The sequence below is a fragment of the Pseudomonas fluorescens HK44 genome (genome assembly GCF_000217955.3).
In the GTDB taxonomy this organism is placed as follows: Bacteria; Pseudomonadota; Gammaproteobacteria; order Pseudomonadales; family Pseudomonadaceae; genus Aquipseudomonas; species Aquipseudomonas fluorescens_AQ.
In genome coordinates this window covers 1-12,217 of sequence record NZ_AFOY02000030.1, presented here as the reverse complement: position 1 = coordinate 12,217, position 12,217 = coordinate 1, and the positions used below count along the sequence as shown (strand labels likewise).

Annotated in this window: 18 protein-coding genes; 15 read left to right on the top strand and 3 right to left on the bottom strand. The window is 52.6% G+C overall.

Going from position 1 to position 12,217, the window contains the following annotated elements; translation table 11 throughout:
* The 3 genes from HK44_RS29075 to HK44_RS29065 all read left to right on the top strand — a co-directional run.
* Positions 1-228, top strand: a 228-nt coding sequence (locus HK44_RS29075) for a recombinase family protein (RefSeq protein ID WP_024265250.1), incomplete at its 5' end; no start/stop codon positions are given.
* Between the two features lie 219 nt (positions 229-447).
* Entirely contained in the window at positions 448-678 is a 231-nt protein-coding gene (locus tag HK44_RS29070) for a hypothetical protein (RefSeq protein ID WP_024265249.1), read from the top strand.
* Positions 679-1,042: 364 nt separating this feature from the next.
* Positions 1,043-1,375: a DNA-binding protein gene (locus tag HK44_RS29065; protein ID WP_052014792.1), complete on the top strand. Its 333-nt coding sequence runs from the start codon at positions 1,043-1,045 to the stop codon at positions 1,373-1,375.
* A 519-nt stretch (positions 1,376-1,894) separates the two neighbouring features.
* Here HK44_RS29065 and HK44_RS29060 read toward each other — a convergent pair.
* A complete protein-coding gene (locus tag HK44_RS29060; RefSeq protein WP_024265246.1) occupies positions 1,895-2,716 on the bottom strand; it encodes a replication initiation protein in 822 nt (273 codons plus the stop codon).
* Positions 2,717-3,540: 824 nt separating this feature from the next.
* Here HK44_RS29060 and HK44_RS29055 point away from each other — a divergent pair.
* The 3 genes from HK44_RS29055 to HK44_RS29045 all read left to right on the top strand — a co-directional run bounded on the left by HK44_RS29055 (position 3,541) and on the right by HK44_RS29045 (position 4,478).
* Positions 3,541-3,885: a helix-turn-helix domain-containing protein gene (locus HK44_RS29055; RefSeq protein ID WP_024265245.1), complete on the top strand. Its 345-nt coding sequence runs from the start codon at positions 3,541-3,543 to the stop codon at positions 3,883-3,885.
* 115 nt (positions 3,886-4,000) lie between these two features.
* A complete protein-coding gene (gene relB, locus HK44_RS29050; RefSeq protein WP_024265244.1) occupies positions 4,001-4,225 on the top strand; it encodes a type II toxin-antitoxin system RelB family antitoxin in 225 nt (74 codons plus the stop codon).
* Positions 4,209-4,478 carry a type II toxin-antitoxin system RelE family toxin gene (locus HK44_RS29045; RefSeq protein WP_024265243.1) on the top strand — a complete coding sequence of 90 codons (270 nt, stop codon included), beginning with the start codon at positions 4,209-4,211 and terminating at the stop codon, positions 4,476-4,478. The genes relB and HK44_RS29045 overlap by 17 nt, the downstream gene beginning before the upstream one ends.
* A gap of 141 nt (positions 4,479-4,619) precedes the next feature.
* On the opposite strand, the gene HK44_RS29040 is transcribed toward HK44_RS29045, so the two are convergent.
* Positions 4,620-4,829, bottom strand: coding sequence for a DUF2790 domain-containing protein (locus HK44_RS29040; RefSeq protein WP_024265242.1), 210 nt, complete (start codon positions 4,827-4,829; stop codon positions 4,620-4,622).
* Between the two features lie 128 nt (positions 4,830-4,957).
* Here HK44_RS29040 and HK44_RS29035 point away from each other — a divergent pair, with 128 nt between their 5' ends.
* The 9 genes from HK44_RS29035 to HK44_RS28995 all read left to right on the top strand — a co-directional run bounded on the left by HK44_RS29035 (position 4,958) and on the right by HK44_RS28995 (position 10,775).
* Positions 4,958-5,269: a hypothetical protein gene (locus tag HK44_RS29035; RefSeq protein WP_141651784.1), complete on the top strand. Its 312-nt coding sequence runs from the start codon at positions 4,958-4,960 to the stop codon at positions 5,267-5,269.
* A 36-nt stretch (positions 5,270-5,305) separates the two neighbouring features.
* Positions 5,306-6,283, top strand: a complete 978-nt coding sequence (locus tag HK44_RS29030; protein WP_024264756.1) for an IS5 family transposase — start codon at positions 5,306-5,308, stop codon at positions 6,281-6,283.
* A 312-nt stretch (positions 6,284-6,595) separates the two neighbouring features.
* The gene (locus HK44_RS29025) at positions 6,596-7,945 is read left to right on the top strand and encodes a Wzz/FepE/Etk N-terminal domain-containing protein (protein ID WP_024265241.1); all 1,350 of its coding nucleotides are present in this window, start codon (positions 6,596-6,598) and stop codon (positions 7,943-7,945) included.
* Positions 7,946-8,085: 140 nt separating this feature from the next.
* Positions 8,086-8,649, top strand: coding sequence for a recombinase family protein (locus tag HK44_RS29020; protein ID WP_024265240.1), 564 nt, complete (start codon positions 8,086-8,088; stop codon positions 8,647-8,649).
* A 19-nt stretch (positions 8,650-8,668) separates the two neighbouring features.
* Positions 8,669-8,827: a hypothetical protein gene (locus HK44_RS29015; RefSeq protein WP_024265239.1), complete on the top strand. Its 159-nt coding sequence runs from the start codon at positions 8,669-8,671 to the stop codon at positions 8,825-8,827.
* A 561-nt stretch (positions 8,828-9,388) separates the two neighbouring features.
* Positions 9,389-9,679, top strand: a complete 291-nt coding sequence (locus tag HK44_RS29010) for a DNA-binding protein (RefSeq protein ID WP_024265238.1) — start codon at positions 9,389-9,391, stop codon at positions 9,677-9,679.
* Positions 9,680-9,756: 77 nt separating this feature from the next.
* Positions 9,757-10,020 carry a type II toxin-antitoxin system RelB/DinJ family antitoxin gene (locus tag HK44_RS29005; protein ID WP_024265237.1) on the top strand — a complete coding sequence of 88 codons (264 nt, stop codon included), beginning with the start codon at positions 9,757-9,759 and terminating at the stop codon, positions 10,018-10,020.
* The gene (locus HK44_RS29000) at positions 10,007-10,294 is read left to right on the top strand and encodes a type II toxin-antitoxin system YafQ family toxin (RefSeq protein WP_024265236.1); all 288 of its coding nucleotides are present in this window, start codon (positions 10,007-10,009) and stop codon (positions 10,292-10,294) included. Before HK44_RS29005 ends, HK44_RS29000 begins: the two co-directional genes overlap by 14 nt.
* Before the next feature lie 46 nt (positions 10,295-10,340).
* Positions 10,341-10,775 (top strand): hypothetical protein, encoded by a 435-nt coding sequence (locus tag HK44_RS28995; RefSeq protein WP_024265235.1) that lies wholly within the window; start codon positions 10,341-10,343, stop codon positions 10,773-10,775.
* Between the two features lie 50 nt (positions 10,776-10,825).
* Here the strand turns inward: HK44_RS28995 and repM are convergent, their stop codons facing one another.
* Positions 10,826-11,650, bottom strand: a complete 825-nt coding sequence (gene repM / locus HK44_RS28990; protein WP_024265234.1) for a replication initiation protein RepM — start codon at positions 11,648-11,650, stop codon at positions 10,826-10,828.
* Positions 11,651-12,217 lie beyond the last annotated feature (567 nt).

Below are 12,217 nucleotides of genomic sequence, written 5' to 3'. Positions count from 1 at the left end.
ATCTTCGCCGGGATTGCTGACTTCGAGCGCTCCCTAATTGGCGAGCGCACCAGCGTAGGCCGAGCTGCCGCCAAAGCCAAAGGTGTTCGATTTGGGCCAAAGCCTGTTTTGACTACTGACCAGATTACCCATGCACGTAGGTTGATTGAGGAGGGCCAATCAGTGTCCGAGGTTGCACGTCTCCTAGGGGTTCATCGAGCCACCCTATACCGTGCGCTGCCTCAATAGATAGAACGGGACATTCGTTAAATGTCCCCCTCAGAAAAGCCCACCCCGGTGGGCTTTTCTGCGTCCGCTGGGCGCCAGTCCCCTAGGGACTGGACTACCCTGACCCCGGTGCGTGGTTTTACGCGCACTCCGCCTCCTTCGCTCCTCACCACAGACCTGCTTTTTAATGTCCGTGCCCTACTTACCGCTGCAAGCTTGGAATAAACGCTGGGCCCTTCGATGGCCAAGTGGTGCGCTGTCGAGGCTGTGGGCGTTCCCAGCGCCGTGTGCGAGGTGCTGGTCAGCCGACACGGCGATAAATGGGGCTTGGCGATTCGCCTGGGCGGTGCCGGCAGTCGTTGGCTGCCGGTGCGCTCACGGCGTGAGGCACTGCGCACCTGGGCCAGTCTGACCGCGGTGGGACGCTTTGCCAAAGGGCAGGGCATCAAAGTTTTTGCCGTCGAGCTGTAGCGCTCAGATGAACGCTAGCGGTGCATTCGGGAAGGACAAGACATTCCGGCGTGCTCAGGGCGGCGGCGTATTACATTGGTGATACAAAACTGATCAGGTTTTGTTGGCTGAAACCGTTGTTTTGTATAACAAATGTATAGCATCCATGAATCAAAAATATTCATAACCTATTGAAAATAATGGTTTTTTGTACCTTGATAGAGGTGCGTATTGTGTATTGAGATTTTGACCCTGTTAAGGGGCAACATCTGGCTCTTCAAAGGGCGTCAAAATCATTCAGGTCGAAGACCGTGGCAAGTGGGGGGCAACTAGGGTGCAAAACGGGTACTGGAGGGGTACAAAATGGGTACTGAAAGGGTAAAAAATGGTACAGAAATGGTGCAAAAAGGAGGTGATAAGGGGGCAAAGAAAGCCATCGATCTACGATCCAGGAGCGGCGTTAACCAGTCCTGAAGCCCGAAGCGTGTTCATTGCTGATGCGTTGGCGACCGGCGATGCCGCGCATATTGCGGCCGCCATCGGTGTGGCTGTCCGAGCATTTGGTCTGAACGACGTGGCGAGTCTGACCGGGATCACCGTGGCAGATCTGGAGCAGCTCTTCAGCACCCATGGCAATCCGGACCTTGATCGCCTGATGAAGGTGCTACGGGTGTTGGGGGGCAGCCTCTCAGTAGCTCCGGTGTTAGCCTCAACTTAAGTAGAGCCGCTTGGCTCAGTTTCGCGGGCGCGAAACTAGTGGTGTGTTCAGCCGTCCAGGGCGCTGAACAGACTTGACCAGGTGGCGGGCTCTTGAGGCTTTTCAGCCCCAGATGGTTTGGTTTCTGGTTGGGGGGCTGGTTTGTGCTCGATGAGCAGAACGGTGGCACGCAGCTCCTGGACTTCCTTGCGAAGTGCTTGGAGTTCAGCCAGTACCAAGTCCCATGGCTGGGCTGTGCCAACGTGTGCCACATCAGGTGTGCCAGGCTGTGCCACGGATACCAAGGCGCCGTAAGCGCGTATCAATTCAGATGTTTCAAATTGACGATTGCCAGCAGGGTCTAGTCCATATGACACAAGCCCTCTATCCATATCTCGATAGATTGATCGTCGACTTCTGCCGATTAGTTTCACGGCTTCGTTGAGGGTGTGCCATGCCATGGATTAGGACTGTGCCAGAGTGTGCCAAAGAGCTGGAAGCTTAATCCAGGGAAGAAACTCAGGACGCAAAAAACGCACGTCAGACCAAAGATAATTGGCTCAAGCGAGCGCGTGCAGTTTCCCAAGTTTCACCAGGACGGGCCTGTTTGGCGATATCGTCATCTGACAGCTTGCCGCGCTTGGTTTTGGTTTTCCCATCCAAGTTTTCCGTAGACTTAGGCCCAAAACAGAACGCTAAGTGCGTGACCTTTCGACCTGTTTTTCGCTGGGTCCAGACCACCTGAAGAGGGCTATGCTCTGTGATCTGCGCAACCGCTGGTTCTAATACCCATTTCTTAAAATCCTTTATCGATGGATACCGGTCTTCGAGTTGAAACCATTCACGCAGCTGGTCAATTGCTATCTCCCGCTGACCAATGCTGTCCCACTGCATGAGCAACTCGTAAAGCCTGATAGCGTGGGTGCTATCCATCTTGGCTACATCGGCCAAGGCGTATTTGGTGAACTGCTTTGTGAGTTCGGTAAGATACGGCAGCATGTCTTTGGTGAACCTTAGCTCTACGCGACCCTCTCCTTCTCGATAGACAATCGTTTGTACCCAGCCCGTAATCATAACTCCGGGTCGTTTTCCCTTTCCATTAGGCTCTTGGGTTAACCGAACCTCTCGCCGTTTCAGGCGCAGAGCCGCTTCTTTGAGCTGGCTGTACGAGGACTCAATGGGAACGCCTGCCATTGTAGAAATCTCTTCAGCAGTCACCGAATACATCACTTCATCGGTGATGGGTTCATTCCTTTTCACCTGGCTAATGCAGGCCAGAACGATCCGTTGCTCTTGGACACTGAGGCGATATGCTGCCTCTACAAGGGCATTACTTTTGTAAACCATTGGTGACGAGCCCATTCGTTCCCACTCTATAAATAGGAGTTTATATCTGGCTCCCACAATACAACAAATCCCTCCCTTTACAACAACAAATCCCTCCCTTTATGGCAACAAATCCCTCCCTTTATGGCAACAAATCCCTCCCTTTATAAACGCTACAGGCCACGTTATATAAGGCATGCAGGCGACCTAAAAGGTTTAAAAAGGGAAAAGTAAAAAAAGCGCGGCTCTGCCGGGGAACCCCGTAGGGGTTCCCCCACTTTGTGGCACCCCCTCCCGAAATAATGCCCAGCCTTACGGCTGGAGACTTTATTTATGCGCTCCAAGGAGCGCAGTGGCGCCCTTAGCTATGTGGATCATCCAAGCACCTCCAGTGAACTCTCTGGCGGTTAAAGCGAGTGATCAGGGGATAGCAGTGCGCCAAATTTCGTCTTCGTCCTGGTAGAGCTGTTTGACTCTTGTCTTCCCCATGCAAAGCATTCGCTCTGGATCTCCTCCAGCGAGTGGGGTCCCCCTTTAGGGGGTCGAGGTGGTGAGCGCGTAGCGCGAATGGGCCATTGCCACGCCTGGAGATGCGGCCCGTGCCTTGGCTGCTGACCTCGCAGCGGCCTACCAGGGCAAGCACCAGTTTTTGATGGAGGATCTGGAGCATTGGGATGCGGCCCGAAATTTTAGCGGCTAAATTTCGGGTTCGAAAACGCGACAACCAAAAACGTGCTTGTACGTGTCGCTGGTGGATAAATTACTTTCATTTTTAGGTACTAATACACCTTTACAAGTCGTATTAGTTGTGTAGAATCGACCTCGAAAACGCCTTCTATCTACCTTATACGGTGAAAAACATGGATTTTAAAAGCATTTACGACCTTCGCCCTGACTCTGAAGTGTTTCACCAGGAACTGCGCCGTGCGCGTGCCGATAAGGGGTTGACCCAGTCGGAGCTGGCACAAGAGCTGGGTATTTCGAGTGTGATGACACAGCGCTACGAGATGGACCTGAGCAAAAAAAATAGCGCTCGGCCCAATCCGATTACCGCCAAGAAGATCCACGATTTTTTCCGAACCCAGCCCACTCAGGCAGCACCTAAGGCCCCTGCAAATCCACCGTTGAGCCAGATTCCGCTGGATGACTTACTCAAGGAAATCGGTGCGCGGGGCTATAAGGTCAGCTTGGAGTCCAAAGATTAAACCGCACTGTGATAACGCCGTTTTCGGTCAATCGCCTCACAGATCCAAGCGGCCGTGCATGGGTTCGCGCAATTTTGCTATACTTGTATAGCAAACCTCATTATGGAGTCTGGCCATGCTTGCTATTCGACTGCCTTCGGACTTGGAAGACCGCCTGGAAAACCTCGCCAAAGCCACCGGCCGCACCAAAACCTTCTATGCCCGGGAAGCCATTGTGGCGCACCTGGACGACTTGGAAGACCTGTACCTGGCGGAACAGCGCCTGCTGGATAACCGCGCCGGTCGCTCGGAATCCGTACCCCTTGAGGATGTGATGAAGCGCTATGGCTTGGCGGATTGAATTTGACCGCGCTGCAGAGCGCGAGCTGGGCAAGCTCGATCCACAAATCGCCAAGCGCATCCTGCTGTTTCTGCAGGAGCGGGTATCGAATCTGGAGGATCCGCGCAGTATTGGCGAAGCTTTAAAGGGCTCACGCTTAGGGGATTTTTGGAAGTATCGGGTAGGTGACTACCGCCTCATCAGCAGCATCGAGGACGGCGCGTTGCGCATCCTGGTGGTCAAGATTGGGAACCGCCGTGAGGTCTATCGCTAGTTAATCTTTGGCGTGAGGGGCTCCGTCATTGGAACTCAGCGATTACGGCCGCTCAATGAGTAAAGACCCCATAAAAAACGCCCCACGGAGAGGGGCGTTTTAACTCAACCTGCCAATGGCAAGTTTCGTTGGGACTCAGTGTTAATTATTTAAGCAACCATTACCCATCACACTGTATTGCATGACGTGTTGCTGACCATGGTGGTCCAGGTAGGTCATCTGGAGGGGCACCACACCGCAGACATCAGGGACTGGGTCCTGGTGAATCACTTTGGCGATGTCGAGGTGAGAGCTGTAGCTGTATTGCTCAACCGCAGGTTGATTGGCAAAGGCCATTTGGCTGCCAAGCATTACAAAAGAAGCAGCAATCAACGTTTTAAAAAGTTTCATTTTTAGTGTCCCAACGATGCAAACGGTTAACGTCTTCAGTCGGAATGGATAAGGCCGAAGGCTCTACGAAACGTGGGAGGGTGGTTTGCTTGGACCCTGCTGAGTTGGCGTTTCGTGGCTTTGTTTGGAAGCTGAGTCCAGTTTATGCCGATGGAGTTTTGGATAAATCCCAAAGACTGGAAAGCATTGTTGGTGAAACAGTAACAATCCGTGGCAGCGATGCGGCTGCATGGCTCGCGTGGCTGACTGCGCAGAACGGGACATATGGTAAATCCTGCGTAGATGCAGACCAAATGAGTGAATTTTCCCCTTATCTCGGTATAACCCCTTTACCGCGTCGGCGACTTTCGAGTGATTTGCAAGACCTAGGAAACTCTGAAAAAGACTTCCAACTCTGGTGAAATACCCCCTCACACGAATCGACCGGTTGAGCCCCGATGAAACAGATGTCCTTCGCCGATGCCGAGTATGCCGGCAAACGTAAGCAAACCCGCCGTGAGCGCTTCCTGATCGAGATGGATCAAGTCGTGCCCTGGAAGGGGTTGATTGCCTTGATCGAACCGCATTATCCAAAGGGTGAAGGCGGTCGTCCGGCGTATCCGTTGCTGGCCATGTTGCGGGTTCATCTGATGCAGAACTGGTTCGGCTACAGCGATCCGGCGATGGAGGAATCGCTGTATGAAACGATGATCCTGCGTCAGTTTGCAGGGCTGCATCTGGATCGAATTCCTGACGAAACCACGATCCTCAACTTCCGCCGCTTGCTGGAGAAGCATGACCTGGCGGGCGGGATTTTGCAGGTTATCAACGGTTATCTGGGTGAGCGTGGATTGATGTTGCGCCACGGAACGATAGTGGATGCGACGATCATTCATGCCCCCAGCTCAACCAAGAATAAAGACAAGAAACGCGATCCCGAGATGCATCAGACCAAGAAAGGAAATCAGTACTATTTTGGAATGAAATCCCACATTGGCGTCGATGCGGATTCGGGCTTGGTTCATAGCGTGGTCGGTACTCCTGCCAACGTGGCGGACGTGACACAAGTGGATCAACTGCTTCATGGGGAAGAGGTTCACGTCTGTGGCGATGCCGGTTACACCGGGGTGCAGAAGCGCCCGGAACATCAGGATCGCAAGATGATCTGGTCGATTTCTGCACGGCCCAGTTCGTACAAAGAGCATGGCAAAGACACGGTGATCGGCAGTGCGCTACGCGGAATTGAGTATGCGAAAGCGCAAGTCAGAGCCAAGGTTGAGCACCCATTTCGAGTGATCAAGCGCCAGTTTGGCTATACGAAAGTGCGCTTTCGTGGTCTGACGAAAAACATCGCTCAACAGACGACGTTGTTCGCCTTGTCGAACTTGTGGATGGTGCGAAAACGATTGTTGAATGCAGGAGAGGTGCGCCTGTAATGCGGGCTAATCGCCCTGAAACAGCGCGATTAGAGGAAAAATCATGAATTAAAGAGTGGAAAGGTCTGCTTTTCGACCAAATCAGCGTTTTTTGAACCTCACGCAGAGAAGGCATCAAAAATCGGTGGGTACTTCAGAACTTCCCTAGGACGGTGAGCTGGCCGTTCTGGTGGTTGAGCTTGGAAAAAAGGGGGGGGAATCTGAGCAGCAGGCCTCGGAATTTATTGAGCGGAAATAACCGCTCCGGAGCGGACAGTGCGACGTGTAGAATAGTTCAATTATTCATGAAATAAATTGTGCAATGGAGTTTTTGTGAGTCACGCAGAATCGCTACCGCCCCCCGCCCCCCGCCCCATCCCGGTTTCGTTCAATACCCAAGAAATTGACTTAGGTGAATTACTCACCACCCTGTGGCGTCAAAAGTATCTAATCGCAGGCATAGCCTTGGCAGCCACTGCGATGGCAGCGGTCTACGCTTATACAGCGACACCTCAATACCAGACGAAGACATTTCTTCGTCCTCCGTCTATTAAAGATCTTGACGCACTCAATCAGACTGGGGTTTACACACTCAACCCAGAGGAATCACTCAGACGCGTCGGTGCTGCACTTAACTCCTATGAAGTGCGTAAATCCTACTTCAATAAGCACCAAGAACAATTCTCCGGTATTGGCTCAGGTGACTTGACACAGGCCTTCGAACGCTTCAACAGCGAAGCGTTCAAGCTTATTCAGCCAAATCCTAAGGATGGCAACAACCTTACAACCTTCGTTGGACTAGAAATCACTTATCCGGAAACCGTCGAAGGTCATCTCATTCTTAATGGGATCGTGCAAGAAGCTATCAAAAACGAGCGCAAGCAGATCCAAGACGACTTGGATAGTGTGATTGAAAACAGTCTCAACACCCTAGAACGTAAGATGGGCATTGCCCGCGCTAGTTATGAGGCCGATAAGGACTCAACGATTGCTAAAATCAGCGAAAGTGACGCTCTCAAGCGCGCACAACTGCAGGATGAGTTGCGTGCAGTTCGTACAGAACTGCGCGACCGTCGGGAAAGTCGTATCACCCAGCTGAACGAGTCGATTCAGATAGCACGTGAGCTGGGTATCGTGAAGCCGACTACCCCCACGGCGATGGGGCAAGGTGGCGGCGTAAGTCAGGGCAATGTTTTTCGTGCGGAAGTCTTCAACGAGCAGTTCCCGCTGCACTTCATGGGCACTGAAGCTCTTGGGGCCGAGCGACATGCCCTACTGGCACGAAAGTCTGATGACCATACCAGCCCTCGGATCTCCGAGATCAAAAAAGAGCTTCAGCTTCTGGATCAAAATCGACAGATTGAACAACTTAAATCGCGTAAAAACGACGATCTATTCCTCACCACGCTGGTTGATATGAGGGCAGAAAAAACACGGCTGGAACATATCAACCGCGACCTAAATGAACTGGCTTTGGTAAAGGTTGACCAACAGGCTATCAAGCCAAACAAACCGATTAAGCCTAATAAGTTGCTGATTCTGACTCTGGGGATATTCGTTGGCGGTATGCTCGGCATATTCGTCGCACTGATACGCGGCGCCCGCGGTATGGTACTTAGCCGCTCTGCCAGCCAGTACGAGGTGAGCACCCAAAAAGTATTTACAGGGCAATCAACCATATAAAAAGCATCAAGGAGTCATGTCGCATAACGCCTAAGTTATGCGACACACGCGCATCGTCAGGTTCTGAGGGCTTTCGTCTGTCGCATAAGTCAGTCGCAGGTGCTAGATTACCTGCAACGACTAATGCGACAGGTGTCCCCATGGAAAATGCAGGACAGCAGATTGGCTACGCTCGGGTTTCGACGCAAGGTCAGGAGCTGGAGCAGCAACGGATCGCTTTAGGGCAAAACGGTTGTCAGCGGATTTTTGAAGAGAAGGTCAGTGGGGCCAAGCAAGACCGCCCCGAACTTAGTCGGCTGCTCGATCACCTTCGCCCTGGTGATGTACTGACTGTGACGCGGTTGGATCGCTTGGCCAGGTCAACCACCGACCTGCTCCACATTGCAGAACGACTCAAAACCTTAGGTGCAGGTCTGCGTTCGCTTGCTGAGCCTTGGGCCGATACGACGTCTCCAGCTGGGCGTATGGTGTTAACGATCTTCGCCGGCATTGCTGACTTTGAGCGATCCCTCATTGGTGAGCGCACCAGTGCTGGCCGTGCTGCTGCCAAAGCTAAAGGCGTTCGATTCGGCCCAAAACCTGTTTTAACCCCAGAACAGATCGCCCATGCACGACAGCTGATCGACGGGGGGCAATCGGTTTCCGAAGTTGCACGGCTCCTAGGCGTTCATCGAGCCACGCTATACCGCGCACTGCCTCAATAGGTAGAACGGGAGAGACAGGATGAACAGCACGGATTCGGTACCGCGATTTATTGAGCCGGGCGACGACCAGGACGAGTGCCTGGCGCTGCCGCTCTACGTCACCCGCCAAGTCGATGACGAGACCCGGCGCGCTCAGGAGGCGCGCAAGCGGCTGTTGGCGGCTGCTGTACTGCAGTAGCAGAGGACCGACGCCTTAAACAACGGCTGAGCGTATGCAAAACAACCCCAAAAGAACGGTAGAAAAAGGCACGAGAACGGAAAAAGAACAGCAGGCGCAACGGATTAAGTCGGCTGAATAGGCGGGCAAGATAGGTGAAGTAGGCCTACCGGCCCACTTCACAGCTTGTCCATTCGCCTGCGGCTCAATGGAAAGTTTCGCGGGCGCGAAATGGTTACTTGGCCATTTGGGCACCAGTTGTATAACAAGTGCTATACAAAATTCTCCAGGTTTTGTGGGCTAAATCATTTGTTTTGTATCACAACTGTATAGCGTCAAAGAATTATTAGTTTTTAATAAATTTTTGAAAAATAAAGGTTTTTTCCATCGCCTGAGGTGCGTGATGTGTATTGAGATTTTGACCCTGTTAAGGGGGAAAATCTGGCTCTTCAAAGGGCGTAAAAATCATTCAGGTCGAAGACCGTGGCCAGTCGATGGCAGGTAAGGTGCAAAAGAGGTGCAGGGTGGGTGCAGACCAGGTGCAAAACGGGTATAGAGCTGGTGTAAAGAGAGGCGGAAAGGGTGCAAAAAAAGCCATCGATCTACGATCCAGGGGCGGCGTTAACCAATCCAGAAACCAGGGCCGTGTTTATTGCGGATGCTTTAGCGACCGGCCATGCCGCTCATATTGTGGCCTCCATAGGTGTGGCTATCAGCGCATTTGGGGCGGCCAAAATGGCGAGTCTGACCGGGATCACCGTGGCAGATCTGGAGCAGCTCTTTGGTACCCATGGCGATCCGGACCTTTATCGCTTGATGAAAGTGCTACACGTGCTGGGGGTCAGTTTATCCGTGACTGCAAGAACGCAGTGACGCGTCACGTGACGGCACAAAACCATGCGCGACCCTTATATTGAGCTACACTGTGGCCCAATATAGGAGGACTACCCATGTCCACAAATGCTGTCGTTCGTGCTCGTATCGATGAGCACATCAAAGAAGAAGCCGCTGCAGTACTTGCGACAATGGGCTTAACGGTTAGCGATGCTTTCCGCATGATGATGACCCGTATAGCGCAGGAAAAGGCGCTGCCATTCGAGCCGTTGGTGCCCAACGCCAAAACCGTTGCCGCGATGAAAGAAGCCCGGCGCGGAAAGCTGCAAAAGTTCGCCACCATTGATGATCTGATGGCGGATTTGCATGCGGACGATTGAGAGAACCAGTCAGTTCAAGCGAGATTTTAAGCGAGAGGCCAAGGGGCCGCATCGAGCTGACTTGGAGCCGGGCGGCCTGTTCATCAAGATTGTCACTGCCCTGATGAATGACAAACCGCTGCCGGAAAAACATCGGGATCATGCTCTGACTGGTAACTGGAAAGACCATCGGGATTGCCATATCAAACCGGATTGGCTGCTGATCTACTGCAAGCCCGACGATGAGCGCTTGCAGCTTGTGCGACTCGGATCACACAGCGAGCTGAGCCTATGACCAGCCAGGCTAAAGAGTGTGACGCGTCATATGACGGTAGAGCACCATGCGTCACACCATAGATGAAGCCGCGTCACTGATCGGCAGAACGCGCCGGTCCATATACCGGGCAATGACCGAAGGCCGTATATCATATGGCTTAGAGTCCGATGGACGTCGCTATATCGACACCGCGGAGTTACTGCGTGTGTACGGTGCTTTCGAGCCAGCGTCACAGAGCGTCACAGTGGAAATGTCACACGGCGTCACAGTGACTGGCGACCTCGGGGAGATCATCGCCAGGGCGGTGGCAAAGGCCGTCGCTGAAGCGGTGGAGCCATTGCGGCAAGAGATCGAGAAGCTACGCCTTGATAATGCTGAGCAACGCCTTATTGAGCACAACCCTGAGCCTCAACCTGAAAAAGCGCCAACCCCGGGAAAGCCAAAATTACCCGGGCCTGCCAAGTCTTTTTCCGATCTACTGGCCGGACTGGCCGATTAGTCTCGACGGTGACGATCTAAACCCAGTCCGACCCACGTACATCAATCCAGTCATTCAGCCAGTGCCAAGGTGATCTGGTTGAGTCTGGCATGTGCTGCTTCCCAGCTCTCACCAGGACGAGCGCGTTTGGCAACCTCAGCGTCTGTCAGCTTGCCAAGCTTTTGCTTCACCGGCACGGATGTTGGTTCTGGTTTGATGGCAAAGATCAGATGGGTGACGGTGCGTCCGGTCTTGCGCTGTGTGTAGCTCACACGAATATCGCTGTATTCGTTGATTTGTGCCACGGCTGTATCTAGGACTCGCTTTTTAAAGTCCTTAATTGCCTTGTATTCGTTGGTAAGGCCGAGACTTTCGCGCAGATTAGCGAGTGCCAACTCGCGTTTTCCGATTGTGAGGTACTGCACCAGTAGCTCGTAGAGCCGTACAGCGTGAACGCTCGACATGCCACTGATTTTCTCCAAACGGTATGACGTGAACTCGGACTCGAGACGTGTGATGTAGGGGATCACCCGAGGGGCGAACGTCAACTGAATTCGGCCTGTTCCGTCGATGTAAGCCTTGTCGCTGATCCATCGGGTTGTGACAGTACGGTCCTTACCGGTGTCCGGATCGGTGTCATAGATCGTCACCGAGCGGTCGAACAGGTCGCCCATCGCTTCTTTAAGTTGTCCGTAAACCTTGGTTTCGTTGGTCCCGAATGCCTGAGCGAAATCGCTCGCTGCAATCGTGACTGGCTTATCTGGCGAAAGGCCCAGCTGTTCGTCGCGACTACGACTGATGGCAAACAGGATGATTTGTTGTTCGACCAGGTTGAGCCGGTAGCTAGCTTCGACAAGCCGGTTAGATTTGACAACAACTTCGCTTTTCTCAGCCATCAGTAGTCCTCGTGGGGAGATCCACCATAGCATAAAAAGGACTATTTAATACAAGTCCCTTAATACCGCAAATCTGTCCCTTTATGACCGCAAATCTGTCCCTTTATGACCGCAAATCTGTCCCTTTATGACCGCAAATCTGTCCCTTTATGGAGGCTGTATGCCACGTAATACGTGGCATACAGCCCGACTAAAAGCTTTTAAAAGCATTAAAAGCATTAAAAGCATTAGTCCGAGTTACCCACAGCCATTTTTCCCTCACATAACGAACAAGGAATGAATAAGCGCCGAGCTTGCGGATTTCATGACTATTCGGACACTTTAAGGCAGGCAGCGACGCAGGATTTATCACTATCACTGACCTCTTTTCTCGAAGCAAAGAGATCTTCGTGGCGCGTATATGACAACAAATCCCTCCCTTTATGAACACTACAGGCCACATAACATAAGGCGTCTAGACGACCTCAAAGGTTTAAAAAGGGAAAAGTAAAAAGCGCGGCTCTGCCGGGGCACCCCTACGGGGTTCCCCCACTTCGTGGCTCCCCCTCCGGTAATAATGCCCAGCCT

What these genes read in the sequence shown, in the direction of transcription:
- HK44_RS29065 (WP_052014792.1), top strand. Translation starts at nt 1,043, where the DNA reads ATGGTACAGAAATGGTGCAAAAAGGAGGTGATAAGGGGGCAAAGAAAG.
- repM (WP_024265234.1), bottom strand. Translation starts at nt 11,650, where the DNA reads ATGGCTGAGAAAAGCGAAGTTGTTGTCAAATCTAACCGGCTTGTCGAA.
- HK44_RS28995 (WP_024265235.1), top strand. Translation starts at nt 10,341, where the DNA reads ATGCGTCACACCATAGATGAAGCCGCGTCACTGATCGGCAGAACGCGC.
- HK44_RS29000 (WP_024265236.1), top strand. Translation starts at nt 10,007, where the DNA reads ATGCGGACGATTGAGAGAACCAGTCAGTTCAAGCGAGATTTTAAGCGA.
- HK44_RS29070 (WP_024265249.1), top strand. Translation starts at nt 448, where the DNA reads ATGGCCAAGTGGTGCGCTGTCGAGGCTGTGGGCGTTCCCAGCGCCGTG.
- HK44_RS29060 (WP_024265246.1), bottom strand. Translation starts at nt 2,716, where the DNA reads ATGGGCTCGTCACCAATGGTTTACAAAAGTAATGCCCTTGTAGAGGCA.
- relB (WP_024265244.1), top strand. Translation starts at nt 4,001, where the DNA reads ATGCTTGCTATTCGACTGCCTTCGGACTTGGAAGACCGCCTGGAAAAC.
- HK44_RS29020 (WP_024265240.1), top strand. Translation starts at nt 8,086, where the DNA reads ATGGAAAATGCAGGACAGCAGATTGGCTACGCTCGGGTTTCGACGCAA.
- HK44_RS29015 (WP_024265239.1), top strand. Translation starts at nt 8,669, where the DNA reads ATGAACAGCACGGATTCGGTACCGCGATTTATTGAGCCGGGCGACGAC.
- HK44_RS29005 (WP_024265237.1), top strand. Translation starts at nt 9,757, where the DNA reads ATGTCCACAAATGCTGTCGTTCGTGCTCGTATCGATGAGCACATCAAA.
- HK44_RS29045 (WP_024265243.1), top strand. Translation starts at nt 4,209, where the DNA reads ATGGCTTGGCGGATTGAATTTGACCGCGCTGCAGAGCGCGAGCTGGGC.
- HK44_RS29030 (WP_024264756.1), top strand. Translation starts at nt 5,306, where the DNA reads ATGAAACAGATGTCCTTCGCCGATGCCGAGTATGCCGGCAAACGTAAG.
- HK44_RS29040 (WP_024265242.1), bottom strand. Translation starts at nt 4,829, where the DNA reads ATGCTTGGCAGCCAAATGGCCTTTGCCAATCAACCTGCGGTTGAGCAA.
- HK44_RS29055 (WP_024265245.1), top strand. Translation starts at nt 3,541, where the DNA reads ATGGATTTTAAAAGCATTTACGACCTTCGCCCTGACTCTGAAGTGTTT.